Raw genomic sequence first — 17,387 nt, forward strand, 5'->3', positions numbered from 1 at the left:
GGGACAACCGATCAGGCGTCGTCGCGAGCCTCCTCGACACGCTCCGGCACCCGCAGCAGCCGAAGCCCGGTCACCAGGCCCACCCCACCCACGAGATTGCCCAGCATCGACCAGCCGACCGCCCCGGCGATCGATGCGATCGACAGCTCGGCCCCAGCGAACAGCGCACCCATCATGAACAGCGCGTCAAGCACGCAGTGAAACAGCTCCCCGCCGGCCAGCAGCGACCCGAACAGGAGGGCCGGAACGAGCTGCACGCCGAGGTTCTCGGTGGAGTGCTGCATGCGGGTCATCAACGTGATGACGGCACCGGCGAGGACAGCGAGCGCGAAGCTGCGGCCGTTGACTCCCAGCTCGGCGAAGTGGGTGCCGACCTCGATCACCGTGCTGTCCAGATCGGGCAGGGCCGTGACCACGATCCACATGATCAACGCACCACCGAGAATGTTGGTCACGAAGGTGACACCCCACAGCCGGCCGAGCTGGACGATCGTCCCCTTGCGCGCGACGACCGCGACGACCGGCACCATGAAGTTCTCGGTGAACAGCTCGCTGCGCGCCAGCAGCAGCGCCACGAAGCCGATGGAGAACGCCATGCCCGCGAGCACCGTGTCACCGGTGTTCTCCTTGACGATCAGGTAGGCCAGCACGCCGAAACCGACGTCGACACCACCCAGCAGTCCGGTCGACAGCAGGGCCGAGATGGGTCGTTCGAGGCGCTCGTTGCCCTCGCTGACCAGGCGGTCGAACGCCTCCTCGACCTCCGGCTCAGGGCGATCAGGGTTGGTCTGCATGCTCGCGATGCTAGGCGGGTTCTCGACCTCGCACCGACAGCCGACTGGATGCCACGACGGTCGTCATGTATTTTGATGTCCAAATAGTTTTCTGATCCACCCACAGCAGACGGAGCCACCATGACGACCGAGCTCAGCCACTTCATCGCCGGCCAGCACACCAGCGGCACGTCGGGACGTTTCGCCGACGTCTTCGACCCCAACACCGGTGGGGTGCAGGCTCTCGTTCCTCTCGCCAGCACCGCCGAGGTCACCGCCGCGATCGATGACGCCGAGCAGGCGCAGCGCGAGTGGGCGACGTGGAACCCGCAGCGTCGGGCCCGCGTGCTGATGAAGTTCCTGCGCCTCGTCGAGCGCGACATGGACGTCCTCGCCGAGAAGCTCTCCCGCGAGCACGGCAAGACCCTGCCCGATGCCCGCGGCGACGTGCAGCGCGGCGTCGAGGTCGTCGAGTTCTCCCTCGGCGCGCCCCATCTGCTCAAGGGCGAGTACACGACCGGCGCCGGCACTGGCATCGACGTGTACTCCATGCGTCAGCCGCTCGGCGTCGTTGCCGGAATCACGCCGTTCAACTTCCCGGCCATGATTCCCCTGTGGAAGGCCGGACCGGCCCTGGCAGCAGGCAACGCCTTCATCCTCAAGCCGTCCGAGCGCGATCCGTCGGTGCCCCTGCACCTCGCCGAGCTGTTCCTCGAGGCCGGCATGCCCCCAGGCGTGTTCAACGTCGTCAACGGTGACAAGGAGGCGGTCGATGCGCTCCTGACCGACGATCGGGTCAAGGCGGTCGGCTTCGTCGGATCCACCCCCATCGCGCAGTACATCTACGAGACCGCAGCCGCCCAGGGCAAGCGCGCCCAGTGCTTCGGTGGAGCCAAGAACCACATGATCGTGATGCCCGACGCCGACCTCGACGACGTCGCCGACGCCCTGATCGGTGCCGGCTACGGCTCAGCGGGCGAGCGCTGCATGGCGATTTCGGTGGCCGTGCCCGTGGGCCAGGAGACCGCCGATGCACTCGTCGCCAAGCTGACCGAGCGCATTGCCGATCTGACCGTCGGCCCGAGCCTCGAGGCCACCTCGGACTACGGCCCCCTGGTGACCGCCGAGGCCAAGCAACGGGTCATCGACTACATCGGCATCGGCGTCGACGAGGGCGCCGACTTGGTCGTCGACGGGCGCGACTTCGTGCTCGAGGGTCACGAGGAGGGCTTCTTCACGGGTCCGACGCTGTTCGACCACGTCACCACCGACATGCGCATCTACCAGGAAGAGGTCTTCGGCCCGGTGCTGGTGATCGCTCGCGCCGAGGACTACGAAGCGGCGCTGCGCCTGCCCAGCGAGCACGAGTACGGCAACGGCGTCGCGATCTTCACTCGTGACGGCGACACCGCCCGTGACTTCACCGCCCGCGTCGAGGTCGGCATGGTCGGTGTCAACGTCCCCATCCCCGTGCCGATCGCGTACCACACGTTCGGCGGCTGGAAGCGTTCTGGATTCGGCGACCTCAACCAGCACGGGCCCGACGCGTTCCGGTTCTACACCAAGACCAAGACCGTCACCTCCCGCTGGCCGTCGGGCGCCAAGGAGGGCGCAAGCTTCGTCATCCCGACGATGGACTGATTCATGGACACCTCAGAACGTCACGCCCTGACCGAGGCCGTGCGGACCTTCGCCGAGAAGGAGCTCGAACCGCATGCGGTCGAGTGGGACGAGACCAAGCACTTCCCGATCGACGTCCTGCACGGCGCGGGCGAGATGGGCCTGGGCGGGGTCTGCATCGCCGAGGACGTCGGTGGATCGGCCTTCGGTCGCGCCGAGAGCGTGCGCATCTTCGAGCAGCTTGCTCGCGGTGACACCTCGATCGCGGCGTACGTCTCGATCCACAACATGGTCTGCGGCATGATCGACCGCCACGGGACCGACGAGCAGCGGCAGCGCTGGCTCCCGACCATGACCTCGATGCAGGACCTCGGCAGCTACTGCCTGACCGAGCCCGGAGCTGGTTCGGATGCTGCGGCCCTGAGCACGAGCGCGAAGCCGGATGGCGACGGCTGGGTGCTGGGCGGCGTCAAGCAGTTCATCTCCGGCGCCGGCTCCTCCGACGTCTACGTGATCATGGCGCGCACCGGCGACGCTGGCCCCCAAGGCATCACCGCGTTCATCGTGCCCAGCGACGCCGAAGGCCTGTCGTTCGGCGCCAACGAGCGCAAGATGGGCTGGAACGCCCAGCCCACCCGTCAGGTGATCCTCGAGGACCTGCACGTCAGCGCCGACCAGGTGCTCGGCGGCGAGGGCGGCGGTTTTCGCGTCGCGATGAGCGCCCTCAACGGCGGACGCCTCAACATCGCGGCCTGCTCGCTCGGCGGCGCCCAGTGGGCGGTCGAGCGTGCGGTCGAGCACCTGCGCACCCGCGAAGCGTTCGGCGGACCGCTGCTGGATCGACAGGGTCTGCAGTTCCGGCTCGCCGACGCCCAGACCCAGCTCGAGGCGGGGCGGTGCCTGCTGCATCGCGCCGCCGACGCCGTCGACGCGGGCGATGACGATGCCGTCGTCCTGTGCGCGATGGCCAAGAAGTTCGTGACCGACGCCGGCTTCGAGGCGGCCAACACCGCCCTGCAGATGCACGGTGGGTACGGCTATCTGTCCGAGTACGGCATCGAGAAGGTCGTGCGCGACCTGCGTGTGCACCAGATCCTCGAGGGCACCAACGAGATCATGCAGCTGATCATCGCGCGATCTTTCAGCACGACATCCGGAGGGAAATCTTCATGACTGACGAATCACCGGTTCTGGTCTCGACCGAGGGCCACCTCGGCCGACTCGTGCTCAACCGTCCGCGGGCCATCAACGCGCTGACCCACGAGATGGTCGGCCTGCTGACCGAGGCCCTCGAGAGGTGGCGCGACGACGACTCGATCCAGACCGTGCTGCTGACCGGTGCGGGCGACCGCGGCCTGTGCGCAGGCGGCGACATCGTCTCGCTGTACCACGATGCACGCGCCGATCGCACGCAAGGACCTGCCTTCTGGCGCGACGAGTACCTGCTGGACATCGCGATCGCGGAGTTCCCCAAACCCGTGGTCGCTGTCATGGACGGCATCGTGCTGGGTGGAGGCATCGGCATCTCGGCACACGCCTCGCACCGGGTCGTCACCGAGCGTTCCTTGATCGGCATGCCCGAGGTCGGCATCGGCTTCGTCCCCGACGTCGGTGGCGCGATGCTGCTGGCCAGGGCTCCCGGCGAGCTGGGCACCCATCTGGCCCTGACGGCCGGATCGGTCGACGCCGGCAACACACTCGCGATCGGCATGGCCGATCACTACGTCGCCAGCGATCGCATCGACGACCTCGCCTCGGCCCTGATGTCGGCTCAGAGCATCGCCGACGTCGACTCGGCGATCGCGCAGGTGGCTTCGGCTGCCCCCGAGGCCTCGTTGCTGGCCGAGCGCGCCTGGATCGACACCGCCTACGCCGGGAACGACCTCGGCGAGATCGTGACCCGTCTCGACGCCGGCCTCGCCAACACCGCCCAGGCCAAGGCCGCACAGCGGGTGCGGCGCAACTGCCCCACGTCGTGCGCCGTGGCCCTGCGCGCCCTGCGCAACGCCGCCGACCTCGACCTGCGCCAGACCTTCGACCAGGACCTGCGCCTCGCGATCCGCCTGCAGGCCCGACCCGACTTCGTCGAGGGCGTGCGCGCGCAGGTGATCGACAAGGATCGCAACCCTCAGTGGGATCCGCCCACCATCGAGACGCTCGACCTCACCGCGGTCGACGGCTGCTTCGCCTCCCTGGGCGACGCTGAACTCGGACTGCACCACGACGAACGGGAGCCAGCATGACCACGATCGCCTTCATCGGACTGGGCAACATGGGTGCGCCCATGGCCGCCAACCTCGTTGCTGCCGGGCACACCGTCGCCGGCTTCGACCTCGCACCGCAGGCTGCGCTGGATCTCGGCGTCCCCGTGGCGGAGTCAGCGGCCGCAGCCGTCGACGGCGCCGACGTCGTCATCACCATGCTGCCCAGCGGCGCGCTGGTGCACGCGGTCTACGACGAGATCCTCGAGCACGTCGCCGCAGGCTCACTGATCATCGACTCCTCGACGATCGCGGTCGACGAGGCCCGCACCGCTGCTGAGCGCGCGGTGGCCGCTGGCCTGCGTCCGGTCGATGCCCCCGTCTCCGGTGGGGTGGTCGGCGCCGAGGCCGGCACGCTGGCGTTCATGGTCGGCGCTGCGGAGGCCGACATCGCCGAGATCACCACGACGCTCGAGCCGATGGCCGGCAAGGTCGTGCACTGCGGCGACTCCGGCGCTGGCCAGGCCGCCAAGGTCTGCAACAACCTCATGCTCGCGATCTCGATGATCGGCGTGAGCGAGGCGTTCGTGCTGGGCGAGAAGCTGGGTCTGACCGATCAGACGATCTTCGACGTCACGTCCAACGCGACCGGCCAGTGCTGGGCCTTGACCACCAACTGCCCCGTGCCCGGCCCGGTGCCCACCAGCCCGGCCAACCGCGACTTCAAGCCTGGCTTCGCCTCACCGCTGATGGCCAAAGATCTGGGTCTCGCAATGCAGGCCGCCGAGCTGACCGGCACCGACACCGAGGTCGGCCGACTGGTCCAGTCCATCTACCGCGAGTTCGCCGACGGCGACGGCGCCGCCCAGGACTTCTCCGGCATCATCAACCGCGTCCGCGCCGCGTCCGAGTAGGTCGCGGTTTACCAGGTTACGTAGGTTTCCCATCACTCATGTTGGCAAATTTGCCTTGAGCAGTGAGAAGGAACCTACGTAACCTGGTAAACCATCAGAGGCTCGCGGGAGGGGTGAAGTCGCCGGCGCGTTCGCGGACGGCGGCGAACATGCGGGTGACCTCGGTGATCTCCTCGGGAGCCAGGCCCGGGTCGACGAAGACCTCGCGGTTGAGGTCGAGCGTCGCGCGCTCGACCAGGTCGACTCCGGCGGGGGTGATGACCAGGAGCACGGAGCGACCGTCGTCGGGGTGGGCCTCGCGGCGCACCAACCCGTCGGTCTCCAGCCGGTCGACGACGTTGGTGACACTCGCCGGATGCACCTGCAGGACCGATCGCGCGCGGCTCATGGGTAGCCGTCCACCGTGCGCGAACGCCAGCAGCCGCAGCATCTCGAACCGTGCGAAGGAGACGCCGTGCGGCTTGAGCGACGCGTCGATGCGCGCCATCAGCAGCTGGTGGACCCGCGTGATCGAGGTGATGGCTGCCATCCCGTCGGCTGCGTCCTGCCACCCGTGCTCGCGCCAGTTCTGCCGCGCCTCCGCGATGGGGTCGAACGGCAGCTGGCTCATCTCGCAAGCCTAGGGCGCGCGGAGCAGGTAGACGTCCATGACCCACCCGGCCGACGCCTTGGTGGCCGCCCGCGCGCGCTCGACGTCACCCAGCACGTCACCGACCCGTCCTGCCACGAGCGACTCGTGTGCGGTGCCGAGATTGGCGCCCCACCAGATGTGCCAGTCCTCGAGCCCGTCGAGATCGAACCGAGCACTCAGCATGACCAGCACGTTGTCGGCACCGCCGTCGACGGCCTCACGGAGGCGGCGACCGGTGGTGACCAGCAGAGCCTGACCGACGTCGTGCAGCACGATGCGGTGTCGCGCAGCCAGCACCTGCAGGGCCGAGATGCCGGGGATGACGTCCCACACGAAGTCCGCCCGGCCCGCCGCCAGCACCTTCTCGACCACCCGGATCGTCGAGTCGTAGAAGGCTGGATCGCCCCAGACCAGGAACACGACGTCGCCATCGGGACGATCCAGCAGCACCTGCTCGTAGAGCGCTGCGCGGGCATCGTGCCAGTCGACGACCACGCCCGCATAACCCGACGTGGTCGATGTGGCGGCAGCGCTGCGGTCACGCTCGGGATCAGGCACCGCCACGACCTGCAGGCCCGGGGCGTGGCGATCGATGACCGCCTGACGTGCCGCCACGAGCGGGTCGTCGTCACGCTTCTGCGCCACGATGGCGAAGTCCGCCGCACGCAAGGTCTCGGCGGCCTCGACCGTGATCTGGTCGGGGTCGCCCGCACCGATGCCGACGACCGTGAGTCGGCGCACCGGCCGCGCCGGACTCACTGGTGCCGGTCCTCCAGGTCACCCTCGAGGTCCAGGTACACCTGACGCATCTCATCGAGCACCTGCTGATCGGGTTCGGCCCACAGGTCGCGGTCGACGGCCTCGTTGAGACGCTCGATGATGCCGCGCAGCGCCCAGGGATTCGACTTCTTCATGAACGCCTGGTTGGTCTCGTCGAGCACGTACTCGTTGGCGAGCGTCTCGTACATCCAGTCGTGCACGACACCGGTCGTGGCGTCGAAGCCGAACAGGTAGTCGACGGTGGCCGCGAGCTCGAAGGCGCCCTTGTAGCCGTGCCGCTGCATGGCTCCGATCCAGCGCGGGTTCACCACGCGGGCGCGGAAGACTCGGTTGGTCTCCTCCTGCAACGTGCGGGTGCGCACCGCGTCGGGCGAGGTGGAGTCGCCCACGTACGCCTTGGGCTCCGAGCCGGTCAGCGCGCGCACCGTGGCGACCATGCCGCCGTGGTACTGGAAGTAGTCGTCCGAATCGGCGATGTCGTGCTCGCGGGTGTCGATGTTCTTGGCCGCGACCGCGATACGCCGGTAGTTGGCGCGCATGTCGTCGGCCGCTGGAGCACCGTCGAGATCGCGACCGTAGGCGAAGCCGCCCCACGCCGTGTAGACCTCGGCGAGGTCGTCGTCGTTCTTCCAGTTGCCGGCCTCGATGACCTGCAGGATGCCCGCGCCGTACGACCCGGGCTTGGAGCCGTAGATCCGCGTGGTGGAACGACGTTCGTCGCCGTGCTCGGCGAGATCGGCCTGCGCGTGGGCCCGCACGAAGTTCTTGTCGTGGGGCTCGTCGAGCTCGGCCACCTGGCGGATCGCGTCGTCGAGGATCGAGATGACGTGCGGGAACGCATCGCGGAAGAAGCCCGAGATCCGCACCGTGACGTCGATGCGAGGTCGACCAAGTTCTTCCAGGGGGACCACTCGCATCCCGTTGACCCTCCGGGATGCTGGATCCCATTCGGGCTCGCAGCCGATGAGGGCCAGCACCTCGGCGATGTCGTCGCCCGACGTGCGCATGGCCGACGTGCCCCACACCGACAGGCCCACCGAGCGCGGGTACTCGCCGGTGTCGCTCAGGTGCCGCTCGACGAGCGACTCGGCCATGGCGCGACCGGTGTCCCAGGCCAGCCGGGACGGCACGGCCTTGGGGTCGACGGTGTAGAAGTTGCGACCCGTGGGCAGCACGTTGACCAGGCCGCGCAGCGGCGATCCGGACGGTCCGGCGGGGATGAAGCCGCCGTCGAGCGCGTGCAGCACGTGGTCGAGCTCGTCGGTGGTCCGCGCCAGACGCGGCACGACCTGCGTGGCCGCGAACTCCAGCACCTGCTGCACCCCCGGATCGTCATGGAGTGTCCGGACCACCGAAGGTTCCCATTGATGTTTTTCCATCGACTGGATGAGGGCGTGGGCCTGTGCCTCGATCTCGTCGATCGCGCCGAGCGCTGCGTCACCCTCCTTGAGACCGAGGGCCGCCCGCAGGCCGGGCACGGCGCCCGTCTCGCCACCCCAGATCTGGTTGGCCCGCAGGATCGACAGCACGAGGTTGACCCGTGCCTCGCCCTGGGGCGCCTGGCCGAGCACGTGGAGGCCGTCGCGGATCTGGGCGTCCTTGATCTCGCACAGCCAGCCGTCGACGTTGAAGATGAAGTCGTCGAACTCCTCGTCGTCGGGGATGTCGTCGAGGCCGAGGTCGCGGTGCATCTCCGCGGCGCGCATGTGGGTCCAGATCTGACCGCGGATGGCCGGCAGCTTGGCCGGGTCCATCGCCGCGATGTTGGCGTACTCGTCGAGCAGCTGCTCGAGCTTGGCGATGTCGCCGTAGCTCTCGGCCCGGGCCATCGGCGGGATCAGGTGGTCGACGATCGTGGCGTGCGCACGACGCTTGGCCTGCGCGCCCTCGCCCGGATCGTTGACCAGGAACGGATAGATGAGTGGCATGTTGCCGATCGCGGCGTCGGTGCCGCACGACGCGGACAGCGCCGCGTTCTTGCCCGGCAGCCACTCCATCGAGCCGTGCTTGCCCAGGTGCACCACGGCGTGCGCCCCGAACTCCTCTTCCACCCAGCGATACGCGGCCAGGTAGTGATGCGACGGCGCCATGTCGGGATCGTGATAGATCGCGACCGGGTTCTCGCCGAATCCGCGGGGCGGCTGGATCATCAGGATCACGTTGCCGGCACGGATCGTGGCCAGCACGATCTCCCCCCCAGAGTCCGAATCAGCACCGTTGACGAACAGCTGGCCGGGGGCGGGTCCCCAGGCCTCGGTCATGGCCTCGCGCAGGTCGGGGTGGAAGCCGTCGAACCAGCCGCGGTACTGCTCGGCGCCGATCCGCACGTGGCTCTCGGTCAGCTGTACCTGCGTCAGCCACTCCTCGTCCTGACCACCGGCGGCGATCAGGGCGTGGATCAGCGTGTCGCCGGCCTCGGTCAGGTCCTCGAGGTCGAGGCCGGGGATGGCCCCGGGCTCACCGAGGTCGTAGCCCGCCTCGCGCATCGCGCGCATCAGCTGGATCGTGGAGACCGGGGTGTCGAGGCCGACCGCGTTGCCGACCCGGCTGTGCTTGGTGGGGTAGGCCGACAGCATCAGCACGACCTTGCGGTCGGCCGGCGGTGTGTGGCGCAGACGGGCGTGGGCGGCGGCGATGCCGGCCACGCGGGCGCAGCGCTCGGCGTCGGCGACGTAGCGCGGCAGGCCGTCCTCGTCGACCTCCTTGAACGAGAACGGGGCAGTGATGATGCGACCGTCGAACTCGGGGATGGCGATCTGGTTGGCCGAGTCGAGCGGGGTCACGCCGTCGTCGGAGGCTTCCCACTCCTCACGGCTGGACGTCAGGCTGAGGCCCTGCAGGATCGGGATGTCGAGGGCCTTGAGACGGGCGACGTCCCACGCCTCGTCATCCCCGCCGGCACTGACGGTGCCGGGCTTGGTGCCGCCGGCGGCCAGCACCGTGACGATCAGCGCGTCGAGGGTGGCCATCTCCTCGAACAGTGCGTCGGGCGAGGCGCGCAGCGACGAGCTGAAGATGGGGATGCCGATGGCGTCGCCGGTGTCGTCGATGGCAGCGGCCAGCGCGTGCGCGAAGCCGGAGTTTCCGCTGGCCTCGTGGGCGCGGTAGTACAGCACTCCAATGCGAGTCTTGGACGAAGGTGACCCAGGTTCTTTCGACTCGACCCCGGCTGCCTCCACGTGGTCAGCTCGGTCTGAAACTCCCCAATCGGGCAGGACCTCGGGGGCGTCGAATCCCTCACCGGTCAGCAGCACGGTGTCGGACAGGAAGGCGTGCAGCTGGGCGAGGTTGGACGGGCCGCCCTCGGCGAGGTAGACGTGGGCGTCGGCGCAGACGCCGATCGGCACCGTCGACTGCTCCATCAGCTCGGCACTCGGCGCCTGCTCACCGCCCAGCACGACCATGGGCTTGCCGGTGGCGCGGATGCGCTCGAAGCCCGAGCAGAGGTCGCCCGGTGACCCGAGAATGCGGGCCACCACGAGGTCGGCGGCCTCGATCGCGTCGGCCATCGAGGTGTGCAACGGTCCGTCGGCACCGGGCTTGGCCGGGTTGACGTAGATGTAGTCGGCTCCCGACGCACGAGCGGACAACAGGTCGGTGTCCGACGTGGACAACAGGGCGATCCGAATGGTCGACGCTTCGGTCGAGGTACGAGTCATGGCTGCTCCTCGGGGTTCTCGCCCCGGTTGGAAGTGATGGGTCAGTCCGTGCCCAGTGTCTGGCTTGGCCTGTCGGCCTTCACAGTGGCGGAACCGCTCCGGAGTGTCACCGGATTCCTGCGACGCGGAAGTCGTGGGAAGCCTACCGACCGGGACGGCAGCCCTCATCGGTGCCACACCACGTGCAGACGGTCGGCATCGCGATGACGCTCGATCGTCGTGCGGACGCCGTACACCTCGTGCACCAGCTGCGCCGACAGGACGTCCTCGACCGCACCGGCGGCCACGACGTGCCCTCCGTCGAGCACCACGAGCCGGTCGCAGAAGGCGGCCGCGAGATCGAGATCGTGCAGGGCGGCGACCGTGGTGAGGCCGAGGCTTCGAACCGTCTCGAGGAAGTCGATCTGATGTCCGAGGTCGAGGTGGTTGGTGGGCTCGTCGAGCATCAGCAACGAGGGCTCCTGCGCCAGGGCGCGGGCCAGCTGCACCCGCTGACGCTCGCCACCGGACAGCGTCTGCCACCGGCGATCGGCGAGGTCCAGCACGCGTCCGAGTCGCAGCGCCTCGTCGATCTGCTCCCGGCCCTCGTCGAGTCGACCGGGCCACCGTCCTCGGTGCGGGATCCGACCCAGCTCGACGACCTGTCGGACCGTGAGGTCGAGCGTGGTCGAGGCGTGCTGCTCCAGCAGCGCGATCCGCTTCGCCCGCATGCTCGTCGACCAGGCGTGCAGGTCCGCTCCCCCGACGTCGACCCGTCCGCGCATCGGCCGCCGCAGTCCGGCGAGCAGGTGCAGCAAGGAGGTCTTGCCCGAGCCGTTCGGTCCGATCAGACCGGTGACCGTGCCGTCGGGGAACTCCGCCGACACGTCGTGCAGGATCGTCAGGCCCTTGACGCCCCAGTCCACCGAGTCGACCGAGATCCTCATGAGTCCCTCCCCGCGCGGCGCAGCAGCCAGGCGAAGACCGGAGCACCCACCACAGCGGTGACCACGCCGATGGGGATCTCCTGACCAGACACCAACGACCGGGCCAGGGTGTCGGCGACGACCAGCAGCACCGCGCCGGCCAGTGCGCTCAGCGGCAGGAGTCGTCGGTGCGACGGCCCCCACACCAGTCGGATGAGGTGGGGGACCACGAGTCCCACGAAGCCGATGGCCCCGGTGAACGCGACGAGCGAAGCCGTCAGCAGCGCAGTGCCGACCAGCAGGGTCCAGCGGGTCGCGGTGATCGAGACTCCCAGCGAGCCGGCGGACGACTCGCCGAAGGCGAAGGCGTCGAGATCGGAGGCGAAGGCCATGATGACGGCCACCGCGACCAGGACGGCTGCGCACAGGAAGGCCGCCGACTCCCAGCGCACCCCGGCGAGGGATCCCAGCGTCCAGCTGAGCACCCGTCGGGCGGCATCGCGGTCACCGCTCGTGATGACGACGAAGGACGTGTACGCAGCACAGATCTGGCCCACGGCGACTCCGGCCAGCACCGTTCGTGACGGCGGCAGAGCACCGGAGCGTCCTGTGGCGAGCACCAGCACGAGCACCAGCGCCACCAGTGCACCGACGAAGGCTCCGAGGGTGATCATTGTGGCCGAGATGAGCCCCACGACGCTGGCGCCGAGGACGATGACGCTGACGGCGCCCACCGCCGCTCCCCCGGAGATGCCCAGCAGATAGGGATCGGCCAGGTCGTTGCGGGTCAGCGACTGCAGGACCGCACCGCAGATCGCGAGGCCCGCGCCCGTGGCAGCAGCCCCGAGCACCCGGGGCATCCGCAGCTGCCAGACGATCTGGTCGTCGAGCAGGGCCACGTCGATGTCCAGGCCGAAGCGCTGTCCGAGGACGTCGATCACGGTGCCGGACGGTATCGCGACCGCCCCGATGCCCAGCGCGAGGATCATCGTCGCGACGAGGACACCGGCCAGGGTCAGGCCCGGCACCACCGCCGTCCGGGGTGGGGCGGGCAGCGTGCTGGGGCGCTGCTGGTGCACGTCAGCCGCGGCCGAGATCGGCGAGACTGTCGGCGACGGCCTGGGCTCCATCGGCCAGCCGGACGCCGGGCGTGGTCTCCGAGTACGGCAGGATCACGAGCTGCGCGTCGCGAACGGCCGAGAGCCTGCTCAGCGCCGGGTCCTTCTCGAGCAGGTCGATCTTGTCCTGCGCCGACGACCACGAGGCATCGCCGAGCACGATGACCTCCGGATCTGCTGCGATGACCCGCTCCCAGCTGACGTCGGCCCAGCCACCGTCGAGATCGGCGAACACGTTGGTGGCGCCGACCGCATCCATGATCAGCTGCGGGCCGCCCTCACCGGCTCCGGCCAGCGCGACCTTGTCGCCGGAGTCGAACCAGAAGATGTCGGTGTCCTCGCCGGCCCCGGACTCCGCGAGCGAGGCCAGTGCCTCCTCCTGGTCGGCCCTGATCGCCTCGGCGCGGTCCGGCACGCCGAACACCTCGGCGACGGTGTCGATCTCGTCCCACACGGTCTCGAACGAGACCTCTGCGCCTGCGGACTCGTCGCCGCACCCGAGCGGTGAGGTGAACGAGCCGATACCCAGCTCGGCCAGGTCGGCGGCGGGGCCAGCGGCCTGCGCATCGAAGGCACTGACGTACGACGCATAGACGAAGTCGGGCCGGACGGCGAGAAGCGCCTCATGAGCCGGGTACTCCGTCGAGAGCACCTCGACCGAGTCGTAGGCGGCCCTCCACTTCGGCGGGACCGAGTCGTCGAGGTAGGCGGTGCCGGCCAGCTGGTCCTGCAGACCCAGCGCGAGCATCACCTCGGTCGCGCCCTGATTCATCGTGATGGCCCGCTCGGGCAGCGCGTCGACGGTGGTGGTGAAGCCGCAGTTCTCGATCGTGACGGGATGGCTGGCCGAAGAGGCGGCCGCCGCGGCATCGATCTCAGGAGCTCCTCCGCAGGCGGCGGCGAGCGCTGCCAACGGAACGAGAGCGGCGAGGGGTCGGGTGGGTCGCATGGACGTCGGGTGTCGCCTTCGGGTCCGAAGGCCTTTTCGCGAGGCCTTCTGGGCGGTGTACGTGGAACGGGTGTTCCACGGCCAGCAGGTCTTCGGACTCGGGATCGACCGGGCGGCGCGCCTTCCCAGACCGTCACGGTCCAGTGGCATGGTGCTCCACCCGTCACCCTCACCGCTGCGCGACAGTCCCGGACTCGCACCGGGTTCCCTGCTCGTGATGAGTTGACTGGCCCGTCGAACGTAACAGACCTGCCCGGCCCGATCCGCGGCTCCGGCCCTGGACGCATCGACGCAGCTGGCATCGTCGGTGAAACTGGATCCATGACAGAACTCATCGAGGTCGAGCGCTTCATTCCCGCCCCGGCTGCCGACGTCTTTGCCGTGCTGTCCCCGGCTACGGCACCTACGACGTCGAGGTCACGGTCGAGGGCTTCGAGCAGGACCGACTGATCACCTGGTCGATCCTCGGCCGGGTGCGGCCCGGCATGGGCCACCGCTACGGATACCGCCTGACACCGAGCGACGGCGGGACGCTGGTGACCTCGATCTACGACTGGTCACACGCATCTCAGGACTGGAAGGACGCGGGAGTGTTCCCCGTCGTGTCCGAGACCAATCTGCGCGGGACCCTCGGCATCCTCGACCGCACCGTGCGCCGGGGGTACGTTCGCGCCTAGGTGTCAGGACTCGATGAATGGCCCCCGGCGCCATCGCCGCGCCCGGGGCGACCTCCCTACGATGAGACGGTGACCCGCACCCACGCTGACCGCTGCCCCGGCGTGCTGCGCCCGTGGATCGCCGAGGACGGCGCGATCGTGCGGCTGCGGCTGATCGGCGGCGCCCTGTCGACCGCGGCGCTCGATGCGATCGTCGACATCGCCGACGACTTCGGCGACGGCGAGGTGCTGCTGACCAAGCGCACCAACCTGCAGCTGCGGGGCATCGCCCACGAGGACGGGGCGGTCTCCCCCGACCTCGTCGAGGCCATCACGGCTGCCGGGCTGCTGCCCAGCCCGACGCACGAGCTGATCCGCAACATCATGGTCTCGCCCCTGACAGGACTGTCCGGCGGTCAGATCGACCTGCGGCCCGTGGCGCACGAGCTCGACCGCCTGCTGTGTGCAGAGCCGGCCTTCACCGATCTCGCCGGCCGATTCCTGTTCGTGCTCGACGACGGTCGCGGCGATGTCGCGGATCGCTCGTTCGACCTCGGGCTGATGGCGGTCGACGACGCCCACGTCCAGCTGCGGGTGGGAACCGCCTGGGGTCTGGTCGTCGAGCTGGGCGCGGCCGCCGAGACGCTGGTCGTGCACGCCAAGCGATTCCTGGACGCCGCTGCCGAGGCGACACCCGACGGTGGCGTCGCGCCCTGGCACGTCGACGAGCTGCCGGGCGGAGGTCAGTCGCTGCTCGGCATCCACTTCGCCCGCGACGGCCGCACCCACGTCTCTTCGCTGCCCGTGCCACACGGCATCATCAGTGCGGGCGACGGGCGGCGCATCGAGCACTTCGCCGTCATGGACGGCATCCTCCACCGCGATCTCGTCGATGACGTGCTGACCCGCGCCGGCACCGAGGTGGTCGTCACCCCGTGGCGCAGCCTGCTCATCCCCGACCCGGAGACCTCCGCATGACGTTGCAACGACCCACCCGCCACTACGACTACGTCGACAGTGGTTCGGACATCTATGACGACTCGTTCGCGACGATCCGCGCCGAGGCCGATCTGTCGCGCCTCCCGGCCGACGCCGAGAAGGTCGCGGTCCGCATGGTGCACGCGTGCGGCCAGACCGACCTGACCACCGACCTGTCGATCCACGATCACCTCGTCACGTCGGCCCGCGGCGCCCTGCAGGCCGGGGCGCCGATCATCACCGACGCCACCATGGTCGCCAGCGGTGTCACGCGGGCCCGTCTGCCCGCTGACAACGAGGTGATGTGCTTCCTGCGCGACGAGCGGGTGCCGGGTCTCGCCGCGGCGTGGAGCACCACCCGGTCGGCTGCCGCCGTGTCGTTGTGGGCCGATCATCTCGAGGGCGCCGTCGTGGCCTTCGGCAATGCTCCGACGGCCCTGTTCCACCTGCTGGAGATGCTGCTGGACGGAGGTCCGCGCCCGGCCGCGATCATCGGCACCCCGGTGGGCTTCATCGGTGCCTCGGAGTCCAAGCAGGCGCTCGAGAACTTCAGTCTCGACATTCCGTTCCTGACGGTGCATGGCCGTCGCGGCGGCTCTGCGATGGCCGCGTCGGCGATCAACGCGCTGGCGCAGGAGAAGGAGTGACCCCCGGTCGCCTGTACGGCGTGGGCGTCGGCCCGGGCGACCCCGAGCTGATCACGCTCAAGGCAGCCCGACTGATCGGCTCGGCCGACGTCATCGCCTTCCACCAAGGTGCCGGCAAGCAGTCGAACGCCCGTCGCATCGCAGCCGGCCTGTTCCCCGACGATGTCGTCGAGGAGGTGCTGGAGTACCCGGTGACCACCGGCAGCACCGACCATCCCGGCGGCTATGCCGGGGCGATGGCCGACTTCTACGTCGAGTGCGCCGCGCGCCTGGCCTCCCACCTCGAGGCGGGCCGCACCGTGGTGGTGCTCGCTGAGGGCGATCCGCTGTTCTACGGCTCCTACATGTACGTGCACGAGATGCTGTCTCCGCGCTTTGCCACCGAGGTCGTCCCCGGCATCCCCGCGTTCGCCGCGGCCACCGCCGGTGCGGCGCTGCCTCTGGTCAAGCAGACCGGCGTGCTGACCGTGCTGCCCGGGACCCTGCCCGTTCCCGAGCTCGCCCGACGCCTCGCGGACACCGACGCCGCCATCATCATGAAGCTCGGCCGCACCTTCCGTGGTGTCCTCGACGCACTGCGCCAGGCCGGTCGCCTCGACGACGCGATCTACGTAGAGCGTGCCTCGATGACCGAGGAGCGCCGCATGCCGGTGGCCGACGTCGACCCCGATTCGGTGCCGTACTTCTCCCTGATCGTGGTACCCGGAGACGATCCTCGTGAACGCCCCGTCCCGGCCGAGCCCGTCACGGCGGACGCCGCCGAGGTCCTGGTCATCGGACTCGGCCCCGGCCCCGATCGATGGCTGACGCCCGAGGTGACCGAAGCGCTTGCGACGGTCGAGCACGTGATCGGTTACGCACCCTACGTCGATCGGGTGCCCCAGCGCGTGGGCCTGACCCGACACTCATCGGGCAACACGGTGGAGGTCGATCGTGCCGCTCTGGCGCTCCAGCTGGCCCGATCAGGTCAGCGGGTGGCCGTGGTCTCGGGCGGCGACGCCGGCATCTTCGGCATGGCGTCGGCGATCTTCGAGGCCGCCGAGCGACCCGAGTTCGCCGACGTGCCGGTTCGAGTCCTGCCCGGCGTCTCGGCCGTCCAGGCCGTGGCCGCCGCTGCCGGTGCGCCGATCGGCGCCGACTTCGCCGTGATGAGCCTGTCGGACCGGCTCAAGCCGTGGGACCTGATCGAGCGCCGTCTGCGCGCCGTCGCCGAGGCCGACCTGGTGCTCGCGATCTACAACCCCCGCTCGCGCAGCCGCACCACCCAGGTCGCCGATGCCCAGCGCCTCCTGCTCGAGCACCGCTCCCCCGACACCGTGGTCGTCGTCGGGCGCGACGTCGGCCGCGACGAGGAGTCGCTCACCGTCACGACGCTCGCCGACCTCGATCCCGAGACCGTCGACATGAAGTGCCTGCTGATCATCGGCGCGTCCTCGACCCGGGTGACAGCGGCCGGTCAGGTGTGGACGCCTCGATTCGTCGAGTAGCTCTCGTTGCTGCTGGGTCGGGGCCGGCTTCGCCGGGGCTGGGGATGACAGCGTGGGCCGGGTCTGGAT

At 69.4% G+C, this 17,387-nt stretch carries 15 protein-coding genes and 2 riboswitches; of the genes, 8 read left to right on the forward strand and 7 right to left on the reverse strand.

Annotated features, from left to right (window positions below):
* Positions 1-11 precede the first annotated feature (11 nt).
* Positions 12-794: a formate/nitrite transporter family protein gene (locus ACHAA3_RS06410; RefSeq protein WP_435708116.1), complete on the reverse strand. Its 783-nt coding sequence runs from the start codon at positions 792-794 to the stop codon at positions 12-14.
* A gap of 120 nt (positions 795-914) precedes the next feature.
* Between ACHAA3_RS06410 and ACHAA3_RS06415 the strand changes: the two genes are divergently transcribed.
* Genes ACHAA3_RS06415 through mmsB form a run of 4 tightly spaced genes read left to right on the forward strand, consistent with a single transcriptional unit; the run spans position 915 to position 5,508 of the window.
* The gene (locus tag ACHAA3_RS06415; protein ID WP_435708117.1) at positions 915-2,414 is read left to right on the forward strand and encodes a CoA-acylating methylmalonate-semialdehyde dehydrogenase; all 1,500 of its coding nucleotides are present in this window, start codon (positions 915-917) and stop codon (positions 2,412-2,414) included.
* Positions 2,415-2,417: 3 nt separating this feature from the next.
* Positions 2,418-3,566, forward strand: coding sequence for an acyl-CoA dehydrogenase family protein (locus ACHAA3_RS06420; RefSeq protein WP_435708118.1), 1,149 nt, complete (start codon positions 2,418-2,420; stop codon positions 3,564-3,566).
* Positions 3,563-4,636: an enoyl-CoA hydratase/isomerase family protein gene (locus ACHAA3_RS06425; RefSeq protein ID WP_435708119.1), complete on the forward strand. Its 1,074-nt coding sequence runs from the start codon at positions 3,563-3,565 to the stop codon at positions 4,634-4,636. The genes ACHAA3_RS06420 and ACHAA3_RS06425 overlap by 4 nt, the downstream gene beginning before the upstream one ends.
* Positions 4,633-5,508 carry a 3-hydroxyisobutyrate dehydrogenase gene (mmsB, locus tag ACHAA3_RS06430; RefSeq protein ID WP_435708120.1) on the forward strand — a complete coding sequence of 292 codons (876 nt, stop codon included), beginning with the start codon at positions 4,633-4,635 and terminating at the stop codon, positions 5,506-5,508. The genes ACHAA3_RS06425 and mmsB overlap by 4 nt, the downstream gene beginning before the upstream one ends.
* 94 nt (positions 5,509-5,602) lie before the next feature.
* Here mmsB and ACHAA3_RS06435 read toward each other — a convergent pair whose 3' ends face one another.
* From ACHAA3_RS06435 to ACHAA3_RS06460, 6 genes are all read right to left on the reverse strand, one after another.
* Entirely contained in the window at positions 5,603-6,118 is a 516-nt protein-coding gene (locus ACHAA3_RS06435) for a MarR family winged helix-turn-helix transcriptional regulator (RefSeq protein ID WP_435708121.1), read from the reverse strand.
* Positions 6,119-6,127: 9 nt separating this feature from the next.
* Positions 6,128-6,898: a precorrin-6A synthase (deacetylating) gene (cobF, locus tag ACHAA3_RS06440; protein ID WP_435708122.1), complete on the reverse strand. Its 771-nt coding sequence runs from the start codon at positions 6,896-6,898 to the stop codon at positions 6,128-6,130.
* Positions 6,895-10,578 carry a cobaltochelatase subunit CobN gene (gene cobN, locus ACHAA3_RS06445; RefSeq protein WP_435708123.1) on the reverse strand — a complete coding sequence of 1,228 codons (3,684 nt, stop codon included), beginning with the start codon at positions 10,576-10,578 and terminating at the stop codon, positions 6,895-6,897. The genes cobF and cobN overlap by 4 nt, the downstream gene beginning before the upstream one ends.
* A 33-nt stretch (positions 10,579-10,611) precedes the next feature.
* Positions 10,612-10,747, reverse strand: a riboswitch (cobalamin riboswitch).
* Positions 10,743-11,504 (reverse strand): ABC transporter ATP-binding protein, encoded by a 762-nt coding sequence (locus ACHAA3_RS06450; protein ID WP_435708124.1) that lies wholly within the window; start codon positions 11,502-11,504, stop codon positions 10,743-10,745. (Overlaps the previous riboswitch by 5 nt.)
* Positions 11,501-12,472: a FecCD family ABC transporter permease gene (locus tag ACHAA3_RS06455; protein ID WP_435708227.1), complete on the reverse strand. Its 972-nt coding sequence runs from the start codon at positions 12,470-12,472 to the stop codon at positions 11,501-11,503. The genes ACHAA3_RS06450 and ACHAA3_RS06455 overlap by 4 nt, the downstream gene beginning before the upstream one ends.
* Positions 12,473-12,563: 91 nt before the next feature.
* Positions 12,564-13,550, reverse strand: coding sequence for an ABC transporter substrate-binding protein (locus tag ACHAA3_RS06460; protein ID WP_435708125.1), 987 nt, complete (start codon positions 13,548-13,550; stop codon positions 12,564-12,566).
* A 66-nt stretch (positions 13,551-13,616) separates the two neighbouring features.
* Positions 13,617-13,797, reverse strand: a riboswitch (cobalamin riboswitch).
* A 238-nt stretch (positions 13,798-14,035) separates the two neighbouring features.
* Between ACHAA3_RS06460 and ACHAA3_RS06465 the strand changes: the two genes are divergently transcribed.
* The 4 genes from ACHAA3_RS06465 to ACHAA3_RS06480 all read left to right on the forward strand — a co-directional run bounded on the left by ACHAA3_RS06465 (position 14,036) and on the right by ACHAA3_RS06480 (position 17,318).
* Positions 14,036-14,227, forward strand: coding sequence for a hypothetical protein (locus ACHAA3_RS06465; RefSeq protein WP_435708126.1), 192 nt, complete (start codon positions 14,036-14,038; stop codon positions 14,225-14,227).
* A 69-nt stretch (positions 14,228-14,296) separates the two neighbouring features.
* Positions 14,297-15,184 (forward strand): nitrite reductase, encoded by an 888-nt coding sequence (locus ACHAA3_RS06470; RefSeq protein ID WP_435708127.1) that lies wholly within the window; start codon positions 14,297-14,299, stop codon positions 15,182-15,184.
* Positions 15,181-15,831 (forward strand): precorrin-8X methylmutase, encoded by a 651-nt coding sequence (locus tag ACHAA3_RS06475; RefSeq protein ID WP_435708128.1) that lies wholly within the window; start codon positions 15,181-15,183, stop codon positions 15,829-15,831. The genes ACHAA3_RS06470 and ACHAA3_RS06475 overlap by 4 nt, the downstream gene beginning before the upstream one ends.
* Positions 15,828-17,318 carry a precorrin-2 C(20)-methyltransferase gene (locus ACHAA3_RS06480; RefSeq protein WP_435708129.1) on the forward strand — a complete coding sequence of 497 codons (1,491 nt, stop codon included), beginning with the start codon at positions 15,828-15,830 and terminating at the stop codon, positions 17,316-17,318. Before ACHAA3_RS06475 ends, ACHAA3_RS06480 begins: the two co-directional genes overlap by 4 nt.
* The last annotated feature ends 69 nt before the right edge of the window (positions 17,319-17,387 follow it).

It is taken from the genome of Aeromicrobium sp. CF3.5, from assembly GCF_051262695.1.
GTDB lineage: Bacteria > Actinomycetota > Actinomycetes > Propionibacteriales > Nocardioidaceae > Aeromicrobium.